The organism is Tateyamaria sp. Alg231-49, assembly GCF_900143535.1.
In the GTDB taxonomy this organism is placed as follows: Bacteria; Pseudomonadota; Alphaproteobacteria; order Rhodobacterales; family Rhodobacteraceae; genus Tateyamaria.
Genome location: NZ_FRFA01000027.1, coordinates 15,457 through 35,396, shown reverse-complemented (window position 1 = coordinate 35,396; position 19,940 = coordinate 15,457). Strand labels below are relative to the sequence as shown.

Genomic DNA, 19,940 nt, shown 5'->3' with positions numbered 1-19,940 from the left:
GATCATGCTTGAGTTGGCCAGACGTCTGGACATGCAAAAACTGCAATTCTCTCCACAGGGACGTGAAGAAATCCGTGATTTTTCAGACCGTGTCCAAAGCAACGTTCAGCTTGCCCTGAATGTAATGATGAACCAGAACCCGGCCGAGGCACGCGAGTTGGTCGCGGCCAAGGAAAAGGTGCGTAAAGTCGAGCAAAAATTGCAGCGCAGCCATATCGGTCGTCTGCGCGAAGGGCTCGTCGAAAGTATCGAGACCAGCAATATTCACCAGGAAACTCTCCGGGCGCTGAAGCAGGTCAACACCGCGTTCTCAATGGTGGGCCATCCAATCCTTCAGAAATCCGGGGATTTGTTAAAGAGCCGCCTCGCTTAGGGGCGACGTCAGCTTCGAACGTCTTGGCTCTTGCGGAATTCAGTTGGAGACATGCCCCGCGCGTTCTTGAACGCACGGCTGAAGTTGTTGGCCGTCTCATATCCCAAGGCCGTCGCAATTCCGGAAATCGTTTCGGATCGAAGTGCCAGCAATTCTGCCGCCCGTTCGATGCACACTTCGTTCACGATGTCTCGGAACCGCGTGCCTTCGGTCTCAAGTTTGCGTTGCAACGTGCGAACCCCAAGATCGACGGAGCGAGCCACCGTTTCTATTGAAACTTCGTGGCTGGAAAGCTGTAGCCGAGTGATCTCGGCAACTTGGTCGCGAAAGGTTTTTGGCGGCCCCCCAAGACGTTCCCGGGCAATATCCTGAACGGTTGTTGGTATTGAATTTGATGCCGGGTGATTGGCAGGCACGCTCAAGCATGAACTGTGAAAGACGACACCGAGCTGAGTGGCGTTCCAAATAACCGGGCACTGAAACGTGTCTTCGGTGTCTTGTGCACTTGGTACCTTCGGGAAATCCAGCAAGACTGCCGATGGGCTCCAGGATGGTCCAAGATAGGCGCGGAAAATGCTCAGGAAAACGCCAATCGCTGAAAATCCGATGTCGGCATATGCCTCATGCGACTGTAGTCCGAATGCGTACAAATAGCGTGATGTGTCGCCCTGCGTCTCAAGCCACGCGCGATCTGTGGACGAGTGAAATGGCATCACCGACGATGCACGGGTTAACGCGGCGTGCAGGTTCGGGGCTGTCAGAACATATTGTCCCCATACCCCATAGTCAGCGACAGTCAGGAAGGGCGCCCAGAGTAACCCGATGTTTTGCTGCCCGGCCGCGCGTGCAGATTCTTGCATGAACGTCGCCAGAGAGTGTTCTGAGATATAACCCGAGCGCTCGTCAATGAATTGAAATGGCAGGTCGGCAGCATCCAGAGCTTTTGCAAGTCTCTTTTCGCCGGCAACCTCCAGCACAAACTGAGGCATGGCGCCCAGTGCCTTGGCCGAAATCATCGCCGGAAATGCCATAGGGTTCTTTCCAAAGTTCAACGCGTTGTCGTGAAATGATACGCAATCCGTTCGCGGATGTGCAACCAAGGGAGAGTTTGAATGGGGGGATCCACTATGACCAAGAAGCGTCACGTATTCGGCGAGGGCTTGCTAAAGCACTTATTGGCCGTTGCATTTGGGATGACGGTCGCAATTACGCCCGCCCTGTCGCAATCCTTCAATGACACCGGCGACATTCTGGCTCGGTCCGCTGAAGTTGATGATATCGAGTACAAAATCATGGTGCAGCGGGCCACTCAGACCGCCATCTGGGGGATGCCTGCCGCAGGGATGGTCGATTTTCTCAAGGGTATCCGGCGCGATCTTGGCGGCGACTACAACGATATTGCCTATCTCAACAAACCGTTCGATTCCAAACATGGTTTTCTGACAGCCAATGACGTGACCGCATATGCATGGTCTTCCATGACATCTGAACCCGGCCCACTTGTCATCGAGGTTCCGGCTGCGACGGACAACGTCAGTTACGTCGGAACGATTGTGAATGCCTGGGATGTACCGATTGCCGATGTTGGGCCTGATGGCCATGACAAGGGAGAGGGAGGAAAGTACCTGATGCTCCCGCCCGGCTACGACGGCGAAATGTCGATGGAAGATTTAATAAGCGCCGGATACTTGCCCTTTGAAACGGACACCTTTGAATACGGGTTCTCTTTCCGCCCCAGATTGTACAATGGGGCCACGGATGCGGATGCGGCGGAATACGCCAAAACGATCAAGATTTACTACTTGTCCGAAGCCGACAATCCCCCGACGAACACCTACCACGAAGCCTCGGAAGTCCCCTACGACTCGCTTCCTTACTACAACCATTCCTATTTCGAGGACTTGAACGACTACGTTCAGAACAACCCGATCCGACCGCAAGACAAGATCATGGTGAACTTTCTGAAGGACCTGGGAATTGAAAAGGGCAAGCCCTTTGAGCCGACCGAACGTCAGGTCGAGGCTATGAACGAAGGGCTGGTTCTGGCGTATGCCTCTATGCAGCGCTATTTTGTTGAGCCGGGACTAGCGACTGTTCCGCTTTGGGTGAACGACAAAGGCGAACCCCAAAAACAATGGCTTATCTGGGACTTTGCCGAAGGGCAGGCCGAACTTGGTTTTCCTTATGAGACAGATACCGAAATTCTTATCGATGACCGTGCGGGCGGCAGTTATTTCTGGATCACGTATCTACCCAAGAACCTTGGGGGAGGGACCTTTTACCTAACGGGCCTGCGCGACAAGGATGGCGAAGATTATGACCATAACGCCACCTACAAGCTTAACGTGCCTGCCGACACACCTGCCGAAGACTTCTGGTCTATCATCGTCTACTCGATGGAAACGAAAAGTTTCATTCGCAACGTCAACCCCGTCGGTCTGTCTTCGAGGGATGCAGATACGATGCAGGTCAACGAAGACGGATCATATGATATCTATTTCGGTCCCGAAGCACCGGAAGGGCAGGAAAGTAACTGGGTTCCAACGACGGAACCATATTTTTTCCTGTTCCGTTTGTATGGCCCAACAGAGGGATGGATCGAAAGCGGCTGGCAATTGCCGGACGTTGAAAAGGTGAATTGACCTGACCGGCTGATGCCTATCCTGGCTTCAGTATGTGCGGCGGTATCGGGACATCTCAGCATCTTACCTCGCGCTGCAGGTGTCTTGGACCCGTCTCCTTTAACGAGTGTCACAGTTCTCAAATCTGATCAATGAAACGATAGACCCGTGGACCCCGACATTGGCACACATCTCAACGAACGTCTGAACGGCCCGTTCAGCCTCAGACTTTTATAGCAGCCGACAATGGCATTGCTTTTTGCGATCAGAGATGGCCGCAAGGACGCGGCCTCAAATGCGACACCTTATCTGCGCGCGTTGATGAGCGGGCGAAATGAACGACGGCAAACGTTGGTTTCTGCGTGGACCTCTTTAGGCAAAGTCATGGTGATGGCCTTTGTTCTGGACTGTGCCTTCCAATACGCAACTGGCGGCAACATCCGGATCGTCCAAGCCGTTTTGATGGCCGGCCTCCTTTGCGCCATTCCCTACACCCTGATGCGCGGCCCAGCGGCGCGCATCAACCGATAAACCAAAAGGAACTACGATGAAGCATCTCAAATACACGATGACGGCAATGGCACTGGCGGTCAACGCTGGTCCTGTGACAGCTCAATCGCCATTCGGGCAAGAACGTGCCCGCGCGATTGGTGAGCTGACAAATGAAGCGGTTTTGGCCGCCTTGCGCGAAGACGGACGCGTTTCGATGAGCGGCGGTTTCTTTGAAACAGACAGTGCAGATCTTAGCGGGACGTCACCAGAGGTATTGTTCAAACTCGCCAGCGCCATGGCGACATTGCCGGAAATGCGCATCGCCATTGTTGGACACACGGATTCTGTGGGCGAATTTGGCTACAATGTGGATTTGGGACAGCGCCGCGCAGCAGCTGTTCGCGCTGCGTTGATGGCCGCGCCATACAATGTGGCTGAAGATCGGCTGGTCGCGATGGGTGCAGGCCCAATTGCACCTGTCGCGTCGAACCTGTCCGACGAAGGCCGCGCGCTGAATAGGCGCGTTGAATTCGTCCTTCTGGACGAAGAATTGATGGAGCAAGGGAACGCCAGTGAAGACGCAGTTGCTCTGCCCGCGCAGTCAAACGCCAAGTTTGCAGCCCAGGTACCCGAGAATGTTCTGACGCCTGATCGGGTTGAAACCGAAACACTTGGCACATTGGAATTCTTTGACGGGATGCCCTCTGCCGACACAGTCGAGAAAACCTTCGACAATCTTGACCTCATGAGAGCGACCACCGCTTTCCTTGATGGCATGAAAATCGCTTCCCTTCGGGGCATGTTTCAAGGGTACGAAAGCTTGGGTGCGCAACCCAACGACGTCCTGATCGCGGAAACGCTCTTGGATGCGCGGTCGATCTGGCTGACGCCGAACACGACGACCATCTACATCGGCGCCAATGTTGATATTGCTCAAGGCCCAATGGTTATTGAGGTACCTGGCGGTCTGCTTGGTTTGCTCGACGATGCGGCCTTTGATTACGTTGCCGACATCGGTGCCCTTGGCGCCGACAAAGGTGAAGGCGGCAAATACCTACTGCTGCACAATGACGATAAAACAGTCGTGCCGGAGGGGTATTTTGAGCTGCGGACGAAAGCAAATGAGCATTGGTTGCTGTTGCGGCGTTCGTCCGGTCCAGATGGGGACACAGCGGGACCCGTTGCCGAGATCAAAGCGGGCTTGAATGTCTATCCACTCGCCGAAGCCGCAAATCCACCTGCTGAGACTTTCATCAATATGTCAGGCACGCAGCACAACACTGTTCACGCCAATAACGAAGATTTCTTTGAAGAGATCCATGTGGCGCTGGAAAACAATCCTGTCGGTGCCTTTGCGCCGGAGATCGTTGGCAACTTTGCATCCATCGGCATCAAAAAGGATGAGCCATTCGAGCCAGACGCTCGGATGAAAGGTATTTTCAAAGAGGCTGCGGCAATTGCGAATGCGACTGCCCGTTCCATCACTTATGCTTCGCGTGATCCAGGAGTGTTCTTTTACGAAGATCGCCAATGGAACTCGCCATTCCAGCGCCAGAGTTACGAGTTCTTGCAAGATGGAGCGCGTATTCTGGATGACCGGACATACTTTTTCTACATGGCGACGGGCATAACGCCAGCTATGACAGCACCGCCGGTTGGGTCTGGCTCTGTTTATGCGATGACCGCGCGCGACAAGGATGGCGCATATCTGGATGGCTCCAAGACGTACAAAGTCACGCTGCCTGCGCCGGTCCCCGCAAAGAACTTCTGGTCATTCATGCTCTACAGCGGACAGACCCGTTCGATCCTCGAAACCGATCAACAATCGGGCGGCATCGATTCAAACCGCGAAGGGATCAAGGCGAATGACGATGGCAGCTACACCATTTACTTTGGCCCCGAGGCACCGGAGGGTTGGGAAAACAATTGGGCACAAACCGCGCCAGGCAGAAGCTTCAACGCTATGATGCGCCTCTACGGCCCATTGGAGCCCTGGTTCGAGAAAAGCTGGAAACCAGGAGACTTCGAACTGGTGGAATGATGACCTTATGCATTTGCCTCGCCGAATTTGTCGGCGAGGCAGTTGTATTTCGGCGTTTTGAGAGTTGCACTTCCACTTTCTGATGCAGTCCGCTGAGATAGTAAACCTCGCAGCCCACGCGCATACTTTCGTTCACCAATCGTTGGTTAGGAAACGAAGTTGACCTTCGCGGTGTCCGGTGGCAATGGCTGCCGCACGGACAGCGCAGCCTGATACATGCGTCATGAAAATCACCAAGACTGAGAGGCCGCTTTGGCCCAGTCTTTGCTTTGCGGGACAAAACAAAAAGAGCACAAGTTTGACGGATTTGTCTCAATTTTGTACGTTACCCATCCTCTAAAAAGTGGATCAAATGGCTGAAATAAGCACATTCAACATCGACACGGGTGAGGTCTTCATCCGAGCTTTGCCCGAGGAAGATTTGTTGGGCTGGTTTCTGGTAAGTTATGGGCAATCCGGAAACGGATCAGCTCCCGTCCAAATTACCCGTGTAGAAACATCAATGCCTTATGTTTCGGATCCTGACGACGGCTTTATCTACTATCGCCAGGTCTTGGGTCCACTGGACTCTCCGTCAGGGCAGCGAGATGCACTAATACTCACAGATGATACCCTGTCGGTTGTCGATGTCGTGGGCTGGGGAAAGGATAACGATTTTGACCTCATCGGAGGTCCCGGTGATGGGATTTCGATCAGTCCCGGCGATGGCAACTACGCTCCCGGGGATGGACCATGGTATTCTAACGGGCCACCTTGGGAGACCAGCCCGCCACCGGATAACCTTGAACCCGTACCACCGCCCTGTTTTGTAGCTGGCACCCTCCTCGAAACTCCAAGAGGTCCGGTTCCAGTCGAAGACCTGCAAGTTGGACAAATCGTGTCTACCTTAAGCGGGCCAAAGCCGGTCCTTTGGACAGGTGGATCAATGGTCAAGCTGGATCATCCGGGCAGAAACCACCTGCGCCCTGTTAAATTCAAGGCAGGTAGTCTCGGACACAGTCGACCGACGCGGGATGTTCTGTTGTCACAGCAGCATCGTGTGCACTGTGACAGCAAATTGAATGAACTGAATTTCGGCGTTTCGGGAGTTCTCGTGGCGGCAAAACATCTGGTTAATGGGCGCGACATCACTATTGATGCGGAACTGGATGCGGTTAGCTATCACCACATCCTTCTTGAAGATCACTACATCGTAAATGCAAGTGGCCTGTCGGCGGAGACTCTTCTTCCAAGCGAATGGACCATCTCAGGTTCGGCGCTCAAGACCAACGCTGAATTCCAAAAGATTTTTTCAACTGAAGCCGCAATGGTGACAAAAATTCCATCGTCACTTGCCTACCCAGTCTTGAAAAAACACGAGGCTAAACTGTTAAACTGGTAGTCAAATCGCAACGAGCAGAAAGAAATTTGAAGGCAGTGGTCTTTATTCACAACTCAGTAGAAATCCCTCCGAGCTTTGCTGCGGTAGGGACCTCATATGCTCATTTCTAGCGGCGTCGCATCAAACATTTGGGGCGACGGCGTCAGTGCATTTACGAAATTGGTGTGAGTTTGTGTCTACATTGGGCTTTAACCGATCATTCGCTGCGAAACCTATAAATCTCGTGTCGACCCCATCCGGCCAGTGAAGTGCAGCAGCACAGCGCGGATGCCTCAAAGCGGTCGTTGCCAGTCAACCAAGTCAATAGGATCCAAACCGTCCATTCGACGCGTCAATGGCAAATATCTCAGTTGCGGAAGAAGCAGCCGTTGCCCGTATTGGCGCCAATCGCTGCGAGCAGGAAAGAGCCCTGAGTGTAGTTAGACGATCAAACAAGAGACCCGGGCTCGTCAATTTTTACATTGACAGCAGCAAGATTGCATTGAACGATGCGTCCCGCGTAAAGCGCTGATATATAACCCGTTTCTTGATTTTTTGTATCCAGTCTTCAAACAATCACACCTTAGATTGGGTATCGTTAACAGTTGATAAACCTAACGATGCAGAAAAAAGGCTCTCGGCAAAAAAATCAGCGGGCAATTTGTGCAATGGTTCTGCGTTAAAAGTGTTTGGGAGACGAAAATGCCTGCAACAGGAAACAACGATGTCGCCACAGAAACCCAGGTGATTAATCCCACGTCAAACAACCCTGAGTCGCTTGTTCAAACATCGACCCTGTCCACCACTGACAATGGCGGTTTGGGAGAGGACGAGTTTTGTTTGTCTGTGAACTTGACCAACTCCAATGTGGAAGCGCAGGTAAACATTGCGATTGTGATCGACACATCCGGATCATCCTCGAACAGTTCCGGGACGGATTTCGACGGAGATGGCACAGACGAAACCATCCTTGAGGCCGAGTTGATCGCAGCGCTTAATCTTTATGACGAGTATATTGCAGCTGGATACGACGCCAGCGAGATCGATATCTCTCTGGTCACTTATGGCCCAACGGCCGAGGTGCGAGGCAATTTCACGCTGGATGAACGCGACGAGTTTATTCAAGCACTGGAGGCTATTGACGCTGACGGATCAAACGGGACAACCAACTATGTCGCTGGGCTAGAAGCAGCAGGCGATGCGTTTACCGCCATCGATGCGGATCCCGCCACTCATACGAACTTGGTGGTTTTCCTGTCGGATGGTTTTCCGGTGCCCTTCTCGCAATCGCTGGTGCCGGACGGTGAAACGACGACCCCAATCCAAGATGCTGCGGCAGAACTGGAAACTGATTGGGGAGCGGCGATCAATGGGATCGGTCTGGGCTCGGCCAGTAGTCTCTTTGCGCTAAATCAGTTGGACAATACCGGCGGCGCGACTCAGGTGCTCAGCACGGATGAATTGCTGGACGTTATTGTCGAGCCATTGACGGACACTGAATTCCTCAGATTTGAGATCGAGATCGAAGGCTTTGACGCCGATGGCAACCCCATCACGCAAACGATTGTTTTGGAGGCAGACGATCCAAACGTGATTCAGACACCTACGGCCATTGATATTTCACTTTTCCCCATTGACCCTGTTTTTGCTGCAGGTCAGGACGTAACGGTTACAGTCACTTCTGTCTTTGCGGCCGATCCGGGCGACCCGCCCGATACGCCGCCGGGTTCAGCAGAACAAACAATCGAAACCGAACACAATCTAACCATTGTGGTTTGTTTCACGCCCGGCACCCTTATTCGGACCCTCGCCGGTGATGTTCCAATTCAAAACTTGAAGGCTGGTGACCGTGTTGTCACCCGTGATCACGGCGCGCAAACCATCAAATGGATTGGATCGACGACCGTGTCGGGGTCTTATGCCTCCGTCAACAAACGGTTGCGGCCAATCCTCATCCGCAAAGATGCACTGGGCCCTCAGACACCTGAGCGAGACATGCGGGTTTCCCGCCAACACCGTATTTTGGTTCGGGACTGGCGCGCTGAGATGTTGTTTGGAAATCCGGGAGGCGTTTTGGTTCCAGCGTTTACGCTCTGCAACGACAAAACCATTACGGAAGAAAGGCCAACTGAGGATGTGACCTATATCCATATGGCGTTTGAAAACCACGAGATCGTTTACGCTGACGGTATTGAGGCCGAGAGTTTTCAACCTGTTGCCCGAACTGTAGCAGGACTAAGCGCGCCACACCGTAAAGAGCTATTTGAGCTGTTTCCTGAGTTGGCGCATGAGCAGTCTCACGTGTACGAAAGTGCCCGCGAAGAGTTACGTGGCCATCTGGCTAGGGCAATCACGAACTAAGCTTGGAGCGGGAACGATGTCTGCGGATAATGGCCGATCCGCCATGTTTCCAAAACATGGATGGTCACAGCCCAGATTTGGATCGTCGCATTGTTGGGCGGTTATCCATTTTGGCCATCTACCATAAGCCATATGTGTCATCCTTGCCCTTGAACCCTTTGTTTGGCGGGTTTTGTCCACTCTGGGCTCAAAGCAGAGGTTCCAGACCCTTTGGTCCAACGACCGCTGCGAACAGCTGAATGTCCGAGCACGGGGTCCCGCCGCTGAACGCGTTGAAATTCCTGTATTTAGGGAGTGGCTGCTTGGCGCTGTTAGATTTTGAGTATTTTTCTGGAAGTTTTCTATTCCAGTGTCATATCAGGCTTCTTGAATTTGGTTGGAGGTTGAGGCGCGGGCGGCAAAAAAATCTGGGGGATTTGCCGTCTCCGCGCCTCGTGATCAGACAGACACCCCCACCCAAAAAACAACCATTGAACCAGTCCGTCTAACCACACCACATATGAGGGTGATTTGCCCGGTTGCCTTGTGAATGTCGGCCAAGTTCTTTTGATTTTCCGCCAAATATCGGTGTGGGGTCTGCGATGGACGATACCCGCATCTGACACATCGTTTTAAATCGATCTCTAAAGCAGTCCCCAAAAACCGGCTTTGATGCCTATCACAGTCAGCCACGCACCACAGATAGGTATCTAACGAATTAAAGCGATCAAAGGTGAAACAAGGTTTGAATGCGCGCGCTTGCCTTCAGAAGTCTATTCCGCAGGCGCGAAGCCGGTGATCAATTGTTTCAGCCCCACAGCTGCTCCGACGAAGATCGCCAGGAAGGCCAGGGGAGCACTGAACGCCAAGACCGAAAATGCAGAGATGCCTTGGCCAACGCTGCAACCAACGGCAAGGATGGCCCCAGGCCCCATGATCGCGGCGCCCATGATCTGACGGCGCAATTCGCGTGGATCTTCGCAGGCTTCCCAGCGAAAGTGGCCCTTGGAATAAGAACCGAGGGCTGCGCCGATCACCACACCCAACACAGACCCTACGCTGAATGATAGGGCATTGCCGGACGCTGTCATCGAATAGAAAATCGTATCGCCAACCGGGGCGGCAAAGGTGTGGGTTTCGATTGGCTCAGCCTCGAACCCGGCCATGGCGACCCAGTAAGTACCAATCCATCCGGATACGATGGCGAGGCCGACCACAGCACCCCAAAACATATGTCCAGGCGAACGGCGCATTTCTGCGGACGAGATGGCCCATATCAAAAGGGCCCCTCCAGCCACCAGTCCGGTTGCAAGGGGGGCGACCCCAAACCCTTCGAACAGCTGAGTAAAACCCTGAGCCGACGTGGCATCGGTTTCGACCGGGAACAAAGTGACCCGCAGATGGGCGAGGGGCCCTGACATGACGAAATAGGCCGATAAGCCCATCACCAACACGATCACAAATGATCTCAGATCGCCTCCACCAAGTCGCGCGAGCGCGCCGTAGCCACAATTGCCGCTGAGGGCCATCCCATAACCGAACATCAGTCCGCCAATGATGGTTCCCAAGGGGTTCCACACCCGGTCGAGATAGGCCGCTTCGGCTGAGTCAAATAGATCGGTAGAGATGGCAATGTGGGTGCCAACGATTGCGACTCCGATGGCAATCAGCCACATACGCATGCGCCGATCATCTGAGCCGTAGAGGAAGTCTTCGATTGCCCCAAGCGTGCAGAAGCGGCCAATGCGTGCTGCCAGCCCAAGCGCTATGCCGCCCAGCAATCCAATAAAGGCAACGGTGTTGGCTTCACCCAGTAATTCCAGCATCTCGGCTTCTCCCCCGGGACCGATCGCTGGCTCAGCAATCGGTCAGTCGTCGTCCCTGCAGAACAGGTCGTAGACCACTTCCATGATTTGCCGAGGTCGGTCATCTGTCAAGCTGTAGTAAATCGCCTTGCCGTCGCGACGGGGTTTCACCAGCCCCTCGAGCCGCAACCGGGACAGCTGCTGGGAGACCGCTGCTTGTCGGGCAGACAAAAGATCCTCCAGCTCAGTCACAGACTTTTCGCCGGACGCCAGATGGCACAGGATCATCAATCTGCCTTCGTGGCTGATGGCCTTGAGGAAGTTTGAGGCTTCCTGCGCGTTGCGCATCATCTTTTCCATATCCTCGGCGCACATTTTGGCGTCAAAAACCGGAAGGCGCGAGGGCGTGTCGCTCTGTGGAGTTGGTTCACTTGTCATATCAAGCGTCATAGCGTTCTAGCCCGTATTGTCCAAGGGAATGTCAGCGCGTTCAAACATCAATGTGAGGAGTCCCCAAAAGAAATCTTCGCCGGGGTATCCTTCGATCCGGCCCACTTCGACATCGTCCTTGATAAGAATGAACGTCGGCGTAAACCGCACCTTCTGAGCGAAGGTGACATCCGGTGCTTCACCGTGCAGATCGTAGCGTTGGAGAGGGGCGGTCTGGCCCTCAGGCGTCTTTGGATAGATATGAGAGATTTCTTCGTTCCAGCGAGCACACCAAGCGCATCCAGCCTCTTCCGCCATCAGCAGATAGGTCTGCGCAAAGGCGGGCAGGGGCAGAGCCAGAAGGGCCACGACCAGCCAGGCATTCAGTGTTTTCACGACCCACTCCAATTGACGGCAGTTCACTCTTCATCATAATCTAATTTGTGAATATCTCAAGTCAAAGGGCCGCGAAGACATGTTTGATGTGACATATTTGGGCGCTTTGCTGGCAGGTCTGCTGTCTTTTTTGTCACCTTGTATACTTCCGATTGTGCCGTTCTACCTGAGCTACCTGGCGGGCGTCAGCATGAACCAGATCTCGGCTGAGGCAGAGATCTCGCGCGCCGTTCGCATGCGTGCGTTTCTGGCGGCGTGCTGCTTTGCACTCGGGGTGATCACGGTGTTCATGGGGCTTGGCGCCACGGCCACCGCTTTTGGGCAGATGGTGCGCGAGTATTTTGACGTTCTGCGCTGGGTTGCGGCCGCGATCATCATCGCGATGGGGCTGCACTTCTTGGGCATTGTGCGCATCGGATTTCTGTACCGGCAGTTCCGGGCGGATGCGGGGAATACCTCGAATGTGGGTCTGTTCGGTGCGTTTGTGATCGGGCTGGCCTTTGCCTTTGGCTGGACGCCCTGCGTGGGCCCGGTGCTGGCTGCCATCCTGTTCACCGCCGCTGGGCAAGAGACGGCCGGGCAGGGGGCGAGCCTGCTCTTTACCTATGGTCTGGGCATGACGTTGCCGTTCATTGCGGCCGCGCTGTTTATCGGGCCGTTCATGAGGTTCATGGCGCGGTTTCGCCGCCATCTTGGACTGATCGAAAAAATCATGGGGGCGTTGCTGGTCCTGTTCGGGGTTCTGATCGCCACCAATTCCATCAACTACATCGCACAATGGATGCTGGAGCACGTGCCGTGGTTCAGCGCCATTGGCTGACATTCAACGGAGGATACTATGTTTCGACTGATTGCACTGCTGATCGCTCTGAGCCTTGCCGTTCCAGCAATGGCTGGCGAACTGGGAGATGACGGGCTGCACAAAACGCCGTGGATGCGCGATACGTTCAAGGACCTGACCGAAGATCTGGACGAAGCCAACGCAGAAGGCAAGCGCCTGATGATCATGATCGAGCAACGCGGCTGCATCTACTGCAAGAAGATGCACGAAGAGGTCTTTGTGATCCCTGAGATTGGGCAATACATCGAGGACAACTTTTTTGTGGTCCAGATCAACATGTTTGGCGACGTGGAAGTCACAGATTTTGACGGGACAGTGTTGCCTGAGAAAGATATGGTTAAACGCTGGGGCGCACTATTCACGCCCAGCATTTATTTCTTTCCGGAAGAGGTGGGTGACGATGTGATGGCAACTCAAGCGGCAGTTGCGAACATGCCGGGTGCCTTTGGCCGTTGGACCACGTTCAACATGCTGAACTGGGTTGTTGAAAAGGGTTACGAGGGCGACGAGCCGTTCCAAAAGTACCATGCACGCAAATTCGAGGCGCAGAAGGGCTAAGCAATGCTGCAAGCGCATAGTGATTGTTGCGCAGAATGCTGCAGGTGCGAACAGATATAAAAATTCAAGTAGTTGAATTTGATATTGTGTAATGGCGAATGTGTACGGTAGTGTACCTGCTAAGGACCATAAGAATCGTCCAGGGAGGGTGCATGAAATACGCATTTGGATTAACAGCCGCCGCAGCACTATTTGCTTCGACCGTTGTTGCAGAAGAAGTGAAGCCGACAACTGTTTCATTTGTCGATGGTACAATCGCAGAATCTTTGACAGGCCAAACAGGCGACCCGGTTGAGGGGCGCAAGGTGTTCGCCAACCGCAAGTTGGGCAATTGCCTAGCCTGTCACACCAACGCCGATTTGTCCGAGGAGAGCTTTCACGGTGAAGTCGGCCCGCCCATGGACGGCGTTGGTGATAGGTGGCTCGAAGCAGAGCTGCGCGGTATCGTCACCAATTCCAAAATGATGTTCGAGGGCACGATCATGCCCGCCTTTTACATCGACGAAGGCTATACCCGTCCTCTGGACGACTTTGCGGGCAAAAGCATTTTGACCGCGCAACAGGTTGAGGATGTTGTCGCCTACCTGATGACCCTCAAAGAACAATAGTATCCTGGAACTCGAGGAGAGATGACATGAAACTGACACGGCGTAATCTGCTGATCCTGAGTTCGGCAAGCGTGGCGGCGACGGCGATGGGGTCTTTCCCTGCCTTTGCCTCGTTGACCGATGACGCTATCGCGGAACTGACCGGTGGTGCCGAGCTAGGCGAAGGAGCAATCACCATTACAGCGCCTGAAATCGCTGAAAATGGCAACACTGTGCCGATCGAAGTCTCTGCCCCTGGCGCAGTCGCGATCACACTGTACGCTGACGGAAACCCGGTTCCCAGCGTGGCGACCTTCAACTTCGGACCGCTGAGCGCGGAACGCAGCGCCTCGACCCGTATTCGTTTGGCCGCCACCCAGAACATCGTTGCCGTCGCGAAGATGGAAGACGGATCGTTCCAGATGGCAAAAGCCAACGTGAAAGTGACCATCGGCGGCTGCGGCGGCTGATTCAAAGAGACGAGGAGAAAAAATATGGCATCTGGTGTAAAACCCCGCGTCAAGGTTCCCAAATCGGCGGCAGCTGGCGATACGATCACGATCAAGACCCTGATCAGCCACAAGATGGAAAGTGGTCAGCGCAAAGACGCTGATGGCAACGTCATCCCGCGCTCGATCATCAATCGCTTTACCTGCGACTTTAACGGTCAGAACGTGATCGATGTGACGCTCGAGCCGGCGATTTCAACCAATCCGTACTTCCAGTTCCAGGCGGTTGTGCCTGAATCCGGCGAATTCAAATTCACTTGGTACGACGATGACGGCGACGTTTATGAGACAACCAAGAAGATCGAAGTTTCTTAATAAAAAGTGACACGATCCAGTGTGGCCCGATCAGGGTCAGCCAGGGAGGGACCAAAATGAACTTGAAACCATGGATCACAGTGGCAGTGGCCGGCTTTGCAGGCATGGCCTTTGCTCAAGACAGCAGCACGCTTTCGATCGAGGGCGACGCTTTCGTCACGGAGACAGCGGCGCCTGCACACATGGAGAATGTCGACACGATCTATTCGGGTTGGCGTTTCCGTTCTAGTGAGACGCAAGCGCTGGAAACTGACGATTTCGACAACCCCGCGTTTGTCTTCGTCGATCAGGGCATCGACTTGTTCGACAAGGTTGAGGGCACCGAAAACAAGGCGTGTTCGTCCTGCCACGAAGATGTCGAGGACTTTGCCGGACTGCGCACGCAACTGCCGCGCGTAGATGATGGCGAACTGGTCACAATGGAAAATCTCGTCAACGAGTGTCGGACGGAGCGAATGGGTGCAGAACCCTGGAAGTATTCGGGCGGACAGATGACGGCGGTGACTGCGCTGATCGGTCTTCAGTCGCGCGGAATGCCCATGGATGTTGCTGTTGATGGCGATGCTGCACCGTTCTGGGAGCAAGGCAAAGAACTCTACTATACCCGCGTCGGCCAACTCGACATGTCCTGTTCGAACTGCCACGAGGATAATTACGGGGTCATGATCCGTGCCGATCACCTCAGCCAGGGTCAGATCAACGGCTTTCCGACATACCGTCTGAAAAACGCCAAGTTGAATTCGATCCATGGTCGTTTCAAAGGTTGCATGAAAAACATTCGCGCTACGCCGTTCAAAGAAGGCGGAGCCGAATTCAAGGCACTGGAGCTGTATCTGGCTTCACGCGGACAAGGTCTGTCGGTAGAAACACCTTCCGTACGCAACTAAACTGATTTGGGCCTCGCCTCTTTATGGGGTGAGGCTCTTTTTTTGCGCAAGAATTCAAACATGCGCATATGTATTAAGGGACTGTTAGGACATGATCTCACGTCGGGACTTTCTGCAAGTGGGCATGGCGGCCTCAGCGCTGCTGGGAACGTCTGGTTTTGGCAATTGGGCCCGGCTGGCCGCGCAACAGGCGTTGACCCAGGACCAGTTGCTGGAGTTTGACACCTTCGGAAATGTCTCGCTGATCCACATCACGGACATTCACGCGCAGCTCAAACCCATTTTTTTCCGCGAGCCTTCTGTGAATATCGGCGTTGGCGGCAACAAGGGGGCGGTGCCACACGTCACGGGCTCTGATTTCCGCAAACTCTACGGGATCGAGGACGGCTCGCGCTCGCACTACGCGCTGAGCTCCGGAGATTTCGCATCGCTTGCACAAGGTTATGGCCGCGTCGGCGGGATGGACCGCGTCGCAACAGTGGTTAAGGCCATCCGCGCAGACCGTCCCGATGCCATCCTTCTGGATGGGGGCGACACATGGCACGGCTCTTACACCTGTCTCAAGACCCTAGGTCAGGACATGGTCAACGTAATGAACGCGCTTGAGCCTGATGCGATGACCTTCCACTGGGAGTTCACATTGGGGTCCGATCGTGTGAACGAACTGGTCGAGGGGCTGCCCTTTGCCGCTTTGGGTCAGAACATATTTGATACCGAGTGGGACGAGCCAACAGATCTTTTCCCGCCCTACAAGATGTTCGAACGCGGCGGCACCAAGATTGCCGTAATCGGACAGGCGTTCCCTTACATGCCAATCGCCAACCCCGGTTGGATGTTCCCCGAATACGCCTTTGGCATCCGGGATGAGAACATGCAGGCGATGGTGGACGAAGTTCGCGCTGCCGGTGCTGAATGCGTTGTCGTCCTCAGCCACAACGGCTTTGACGTTGACAAGAAGATGGCCACGGTCGTCAGCGGCATCGACGTGATCCTGTCGGGGCATACGCATGACGCGCTTCCCGAACCCGTTTTGTCTGGCGAAACGCTGATCTTTCCCTCTGGTTCCAACGGAAAGTTTGTGACGCGTATCGACCTTGATATCCGCGACGGTCGGATGATGGGCTATCGGTCCAAACTGATCCCGATTTTCTCCGATGTCATTTCTCCCGATGCTGATATGGCCGCGCTGATTGATGAGCAGCGCGCACCTTTTGAGGCGGACATGGGCCAGGTGATCGGGCAGACCGACGGCCTTCTCTACCGTCGCGGAAACTTCAATGGCACATGGGATGATCTGATCTGTGATGCGTTGTTGTCTGAACGGGAGGCCGAGATTGCGCTCAGCCCCGGTGTGCGTTGGGGCCCATCGCTGATCCCCGGACAGGACATCACCCGCGAGGATATCTACAACGTTACTTCCATGACCTATGGCAAAGCCTATCGCACGGAAATGACGGGCGAATTCCTAAAGGTTGTGCTGGAGGATGTGGCCGACAATATCTTCAACCCCGATCCCTATTACCAGCAGGGCGGGGACATGGTGCGCACCGGCGGGCTTGGGTACCACATCGACGTGGGCCAACCCCAAGGCAGCCGGATCAGCAATATGACATTGCTGGGCACGGGCGAACCAATCGATCCCGCACGTAACTATGTCGTGGCCGGTTGGGCCTCCGTCAATGAAAACACCGAAGGGCCGCAAATCTGGGACGTGGTGGAAAGCCACATCGCCAAGATGGGCACTGTGACCGTTAACCAAGACAACAACAGCGTCGTCGTGACCGGCGTTTAATCAGGGGAATTGTCAAACATGGATGATATCTTCAAACCATCCCGGCGGGCCTTCCTTCGCGGTTCCGCCGCTTTGGCTGCCGGAGGCGTTGCCGGGGCGGCTGCGGCGGACACGCCCGATCCGTTGATCACAGAGCTGCAGGACTGGGCCAGTTACACAGGCGTCGGCGTGGACGAGACACCCTACGGTATGCCTATCAGTTTTGAGTCCCACGTGGTGCGACGCAATGTGGAATGGCTGACGGCTTCGCCCATCTCGTCGATCAACTTCACGCCGATCCACGCGCTCGAGGGAACGATCACGCCACAGGGCTGCGCCTTTGAGCGGCACCATTCGGGTGCCATCGAACTTTCGAAACCGGACTATCGATTGATGATAAACGGTCTGGTCGATCAGCCACTTGTCTTCACTTACGAAGACCTCGAACGTTTCCCGCGCGAAAACCACGTCTATTTCTGTGAGTGCGCGGCCAATACCGGTATGGAATGGGCGGGTGCACAGCTGAACGGCGTGCAGTTCACCCACGGCATGATCCACAATATGGAATATACTGGCGTGCCTCTGCGTGCATTGTTGCAAGAGGCGGGCGCGGATTTGTCGTCGGACAAATGGGTGTATGTTGAAGGGGCTGATGCGTCCTCCAACGGTCGCTCAATCCCGATGGACAAAGCACTGGATGACGTTCTTGTCGCGTTCAAAGCCAACGGCGAAGCGTTACGTATGGAGCACGGCTATCCGGTGCGCCTCGTCGTGCCGGGCTGGGAAGGCAATATGTGGGTCAAGTGGCTGCGCCGCATTGAAGTGACCGATATGGCCGTGGAAAGCCGCGAGGAAACAAGCAAGTACACAGACGTGCTGGAGGACGGCACGGCGCGCAAATGGACATGGGAGATGGACGCAAAATCCGTCATCACGTCGCCTAGCCCCCAGATGCCGATCACCCATGGCAAGGGGCCGCTGGTCGTTTCGGGCCTTGCATGGTCCGGCCATGGCAAGATCACCCGCGTCGATGTGTCTAAGGACGGTGGGATCACTTGGGACACCGCGCGTTTGGGCAAGCAGGGCGACACCAAAGCGCTCACACGCTTCTACCTCGACATGGATTGGGACGGCGCGCCGATGCTTCTGCAATCGCGCGCAATGGACGAAACCGGATACGTCCAGCCGACCAAAGAGCAGCTGCGCGAAAAGCGCGGCGAAAACTCCGTCTATCACAACAACTGTATCCAGACCTGGTACGTGAACGCAGAAGGGATCGCCGAGAATGTCGAAGTCTCCTAATCTCCTCATCCCCGCATTGGGCGGGACGGCCCTTGTTCTTGGCGTGGCGTTTGGCGTGATGAACCGTGATTACGCTGCCGACAAAATCGATACGCTCGAAACGCGGGTGAATCAGGTGTCAACGCAGGCAAGCTCTGCTGCTGAAACGGCCAAGGCTGAAGCGGCCCGTGCGGCTGAGTTGGAGCAGCAGGTCGCCGATATCCAAGCCGCTGCAGCCAAGCAGGTTGCCGGCGGGACGCTTACCGAACCTGCGCCGCAGATTGACGGCCGCTATGGACTGGGCCGTGCCGCTCTTGCCGAAGAGATCGCCGCCTGGGACGTGGACGTCTTGCCTGACGGTCGCGGTCTACCTGAGGGCAGTGGCGACGTGTGGACCGGCGAAGAGGTCTTCGTTGATTATTGCGCGTCGTGCCATGGCGACTTTGCTGAAGGCGTCGACAACTGGCCCGTGTTGGCCGGTGGTTTCGATACGCTGGCCGATGAGGACCCGGTCAAGACCGTGGGCAGCTACTGGCCCTATCTCTCGACCGTGTGGGACTACGTTCACCGTTCGATGCCTTTTGGCGGTGCGGGCACGCTGACGGCAGACGAGACCTACGCAATTGTCGCCTACATCCTCTATTCTAACGACATGGTTGATGATGACTTCGTCCTCAGCAACGAGACGTTCAAGGATGTCGAGATGCACAATGCCGGGGGTTTCATCGTCGATGACCGTGCAGAGGCGGAATATGCCGAATGGAGCGCGGAACCTTGCATGGAAAACTGCAAGGACGAGGTATCGATCACTATGCGCTCGGTCTTCCTGGTAGAGACACCGCCCGAGGGTGGGTCGAATTCTGTGATGAACCCGGCCAAAGTCGACGACTTGCCGTCCTTCACGGCCGCAGGCCCGTCGTTCATTCCGGTAGCGGCGGCGAAACCCGCCAAAGCACCTGCTCCAGAAGCGACCGAAGTGGCTGCAGCCGACGATGGTGACGCGCTGCTAAAGCATGGGGAAAAAGTGTTCCGCAAATGCTCGGCCTGCCACGCGGTCGGTGACGGAGCCAAGAACAAGGTGGGCCCTCAGCTCAATGGGGTAATGGGCCGGACAATGGGATCGGTTGAGGGCTTCGGTTATTCGAACGTGTTTGTCGAGGCCAACGCGGAAGGCAAAGTGTGGACACCCGAGGAAATGGCAGCATTCCTCGCCAAGCCCAAGTCCTACATGAAAGGCACCAAGATGGCCTTCGCCGGATTGAAAAAAGATGAGGATCTGGACGCCATCACTGCCTATCTGGCGAGCTTCGCGGAGTAATCGCGGTGCGTGCTTT

18 protein-coding genes and 1 pseudogene are annotated in these 19,940 nt (G+C 54.9%); 15 read left to right on the top strand and 4 right to left on the bottom strand.

Features of this window, described 5'->3' with window-relative positions:
- Positions 1 to 373, top strand: a pseudogene (locus tag DHN60_RS21360) (Na/Pi cotransporter family protein); the annotation flags it as partial.
- 8 nt (positions 374 to 381) lie between these two features.
- On the opposite strand, the gene DHN60_RS21355 reads toward DHN60_RS21360, so the two are convergent.
- On the bottom strand, positions 382 to 1,404 hold the full coding sequence (locus tag DHN60_RS21355) for an AraC family transcriptional regulator (protein WP_108839333.1): 1,023 nt from the start codon (positions 1,402 to 1,404) through the stop codon (positions 382 to 384).
- Between the two features lie 81 nt (positions 1,405 to 1,485).
- On the opposite strand from DHN60_RS21355, the gene DHN60_RS21350 reads away from it, so the two are divergent.
- The 5 genes from DHN60_RS21350 (at position 1,486) to DHN60_RS21330 (ending at position 9,248) form a co-directional block, all read left to right on the top strand.
- On the top strand, positions 1,486 to 3,015 hold the full coding sequence (locus DHN60_RS21350) for a DUF1214 domain-containing protein (protein ID WP_199913715.1): 1,530 nt from the start codon (positions 1,486 to 1,488) through the stop codon (positions 3,013 to 3,015).
- Positions 3,016 to 3,240: 225 nt separating this feature from the next.
- On the top strand, positions 3,241 to 3,525 hold the full coding sequence (locus DHN60_RS21345) for a hypothetical protein (protein WP_108839332.1): 285 nt from the start codon (positions 3,241 to 3,243) through the stop codon (positions 3,523 to 3,525).
- 16 nt (positions 3,526 to 3,541) lie between these two features.
- Positions 3,542 to 5,527 (top strand): DUF1214 domain-containing protein, encoded by a 1,986-nt coding sequence (locus DHN60_RS21340; RefSeq protein WP_108839331.1) that lies wholly within the window; start codon positions 3,542 to 3,544, stop codon positions 5,525 to 5,527.
- Positions 5,528 to 5,879: 352 nt separating this feature from the next.
- Positions 5,880 to 6,908, top strand: coding sequence for a Hint domain-containing protein (locus tag DHN60_RS21335; protein ID WP_108839330.1), 1,029 nt, complete (start codon positions 5,880 to 5,882; stop codon positions 6,906 to 6,908).
- Between the two features lie 681 nt (positions 6,909 to 7,589).
- Positions 7,590 to 9,248: a Hint domain-containing protein gene (locus tag DHN60_RS21330; RefSeq protein ID WP_108839329.1), complete on the top strand. Its 1,659-nt coding sequence runs from the start codon at positions 7,590 to 7,592 to the stop codon at positions 9,246 to 9,248.
- A 752-nt stretch (positions 9,249 to 10,000) separates the two neighbouring features.
- Here the strand turns inward: DHN60_RS21330 and DHN60_RS21325 are convergent.
- The 3 genes from DHN60_RS21325 to DHN60_RS21315 are packed head-to-tail and all read right to left on the bottom strand — an operon-like array spanning position 10,001 to position 11,857.
- A complete protein-coding gene (locus DHN60_RS21325; RefSeq protein ID WP_108839328.1) occupies positions 10,001 to 11,053 on the bottom strand; it encodes a YeeE/YedE family protein in 1,053 nt (350 codons plus the stop codon).
- Between the two features lie 42 nt (positions 11,054 to 11,095).
- On the bottom strand, positions 11,096 to 11,470 hold the full coding sequence (locus DHN60_RS21320; protein ID WP_108839335.1) for a helix-turn-helix transcriptional regulator: 375 nt from the start codon (positions 11,468 to 11,470) through the stop codon (positions 11,096 to 11,098).
- Positions 11,471 to 11,488: 18 nt separating this feature from the next.
- A complete protein-coding gene (locus DHN60_RS21315) occupies positions 11,489 to 11,857 on the bottom strand; it encodes a hypothetical protein (protein ID WP_234423740.1) in 369 nt (122 codons plus the stop codon).
- 79 nt (positions 11,858 to 11,936) lie between these two features.
- Between DHN60_RS21315 and DHN60_RS21310 the strand changes: the two genes are divergently transcribed.
- The 9 genes from DHN60_RS21310 to DHN60_RS21270 all read left to right on the top strand — a co-directional run bounded on the left by DHN60_RS21310 (position 11,937) and on the right by DHN60_RS21270 (position 19,924).
- A complete protein-coding gene (locus tag DHN60_RS21310) occupies positions 11,937 to 12,677 on the top strand; it encodes a cytochrome c biogenesis CcdA family protein (RefSeq protein ID WP_108839327.1) in 741 nt (246 codons plus the stop codon).
- An 18-nt stretch (positions 12,678 to 12,695) separates the two neighbouring features.
- Complete coding sequence (locus tag DHN60_RS21305; protein ID WP_108839326.1) at positions 12,696 to 13,256, top strand: thioredoxin family protein; 561 nt, start codon at positions 12,696 to 12,698, stop codon at positions 13,254 to 13,256.
- Positions 13,257 to 13,408: 152 nt separating this feature from the next.
- Positions 13,409 to 13,864, top strand: a complete 456-nt coding sequence (gene soxX / locus DHN60_RS21300; protein ID WP_108839325.1) for a sulfur oxidation c-type cytochrome SoxX — start codon at positions 13,409 to 13,411, stop codon at positions 13,862 to 13,864.
- Positions 13,865 to 13,890: 26 nt separating this feature from the next.
- A complete protein-coding gene (soxY, locus tag DHN60_RS21295) occupies positions 13,891 to 14,313 on the top strand; it encodes a thiosulfate oxidation carrier protein SoxY (protein WP_108839324.1) in 423 nt (140 codons plus the stop codon).
- A 24-nt stretch (positions 14,314 to 14,337) separates the two neighbouring features.
- Positions 14,338 to 14,667, top strand: coding sequence for a thiosulfate oxidation carrier complex protein SoxZ (soxZ, locus tag DHN60_RS21290; protein ID WP_108839323.1), 330 nt, complete (start codon positions 14,338 to 14,340; stop codon positions 14,665 to 14,667).
- Positions 14,668 to 14,723: 56 nt separating this feature from the next.
- On the top strand, positions 14,724 to 15,554 hold the full coding sequence (gene soxA / locus DHN60_RS21285; RefSeq protein ID WP_108839322.1) for a sulfur oxidation c-type cytochrome SoxA: 831 nt from the start codon (positions 14,724 to 14,726) through the stop codon (positions 15,552 to 15,554).
- Positions 15,555 to 15,645: 91 nt separating this feature from the next.
- A complete protein-coding gene (soxB, locus tag DHN60_RS21280; RefSeq protein ID WP_108839321.1) occupies positions 15,646 to 17,346 on the top strand; it encodes a thiosulfohydrolase SoxB in 1,701 nt (566 codons plus the stop codon).
- Positions 17,347 to 17,364: 18 nt separating this feature from the next.
- Positions 17,365 to 18,627 carry a sulfite dehydrogenase gene (gene soxC, locus DHN60_RS21275; protein WP_108839320.1) on the top strand — a complete coding sequence of 421 codons (1,263 nt, stop codon included), beginning with the start codon at positions 17,365 to 17,367 and terminating at the stop codon, positions 18,625 to 18,627.
- Complete coding sequence (locus DHN60_RS21270) at positions 18,611 to 19,924, top strand: c-type cytochrome (RefSeq protein ID WP_108839319.1); 1,314 nt, start codon at positions 18,611 to 18,613, stop codon at positions 19,922 to 19,924. The genes soxC and DHN60_RS21270 overlap by 17 nt, the downstream gene beginning before the upstream one ends.
- Positions 19,925 to 19,940 lie beyond the last annotated feature (16 nt).

What these genes read in the sequence shown, in the direction of transcription:
- soxY (WP_108839324.1), top strand. Translation starts at nt 13,891, where the DNA reads ATGAAACTGACACGGCGTAATCTGCTGATCCTGAGTTCGGCAAGCGTG.
- soxZ (WP_108839323.1), top strand. Translation starts at nt 14,338, where the DNA reads ATGGCATCTGGTGTAAAACCCCGCGTCAAGGTTCCCAAATCGGCGGCA.
- DHN60_RS21325 (WP_108839328.1), bottom strand. Translation starts at nt 11,053, where the DNA reads ATGCTGGAATTACTGGGTGAAGCCAACACCGTTGCCTTTATTGGATTG.
- soxA (WP_108839322.1), top strand. Translation starts at nt 14,724, where the DNA reads ATGAACTTGAAACCATGGATCACAGTGGCAGTGGCCGGCTTTGCAGGC.
- DHN60_RS21320 (WP_108839335.1), bottom strand. Translation starts at nt 11,470, where the DNA reads ATGACAAGTGAACCAACTCCACAGAGCGACACGCCCTCGCGCCTTCCG.
- DHN60_RS21335 (WP_108839330.1), top strand. Translation starts at nt 5,880, where the DNA reads ATGGCTGAAATAAGCACATTCAACATCGACACGGGTGAGGTCTTCATC.
- DHN60_RS21270 (WP_108839319.1), top strand. Translation starts at nt 18,611, where the DNA reads ATGTCGAAGTCTCCTAATCTCCTCATCCCCGCATTGGGCGGGACGGCC.
- soxB (WP_108839321.1), top strand. Translation starts at nt 15,646, where the DNA reads ATGATCTCACGTCGGGACTTTCTGCAAGTGGGCATGGCGGCCTCAGCG.
- DHN60_RS21340 (WP_108839331.1), top strand. Translation starts at nt 3,542, where the DNA reads ATGAAGCATCTCAAATACACGATGACGGCAATGGCACTGGCGGTCAAC.
- DHN60_RS21345 (WP_108839332.1), top strand. Translation starts at nt 3,241, where the DNA reads ATGGCATTGCTTTTTGCGATCAGAGATGGCCGCAAGGACGCGGCCTCA.
- DHN60_RS21310 (WP_108839327.1), top strand. Translation starts at nt 11,937, where the DNA reads ATGTTTGATGTGACATATTTGGGCGCTTTGCTGGCAGGTCTGCTGTCT.
- soxX (WP_108839325.1), top strand. Translation starts at nt 13,409, where the DNA reads ATGAAATACGCATTTGGATTAACAGCCGCCGCAGCACTATTTGCTTCG.
- DHN60_RS21350 (WP_199913715.1), top strand. Translation starts at nt 1,486, where the DNA reads ATGGGGGGATCCACTATGACCAAGAAGCGTCACGTATTCGGCGAGGGC.
- DHN60_RS21305 (WP_108839326.1), top strand. Translation starts at nt 12,696, where the DNA reads ATGTTTCGACTGATTGCACTGCTGATCGCTCTGAGCCTTGCCGTTCCA.
- soxC (WP_108839320.1), top strand. Translation starts at nt 17,365, where the DNA reads ATGGATGATATCTTCAAACCATCCCGGCGGGCCTTCCTTCGCGGTTCC.
- DHN60_RS21355 (WP_108839333.1), bottom strand. Translation starts at nt 1,404, where the DNA reads ATGGCATTTCCGGCGATGATTTCGGCCAAGGCACTGGGCGCCATGCCT.
- DHN60_RS21330 (WP_108839329.1), top strand. Translation starts at nt 7,590, where the DNA reads ATGCCTGCAACAGGAAACAACGATGTCGCCACAGAAACCCAGGTGATT.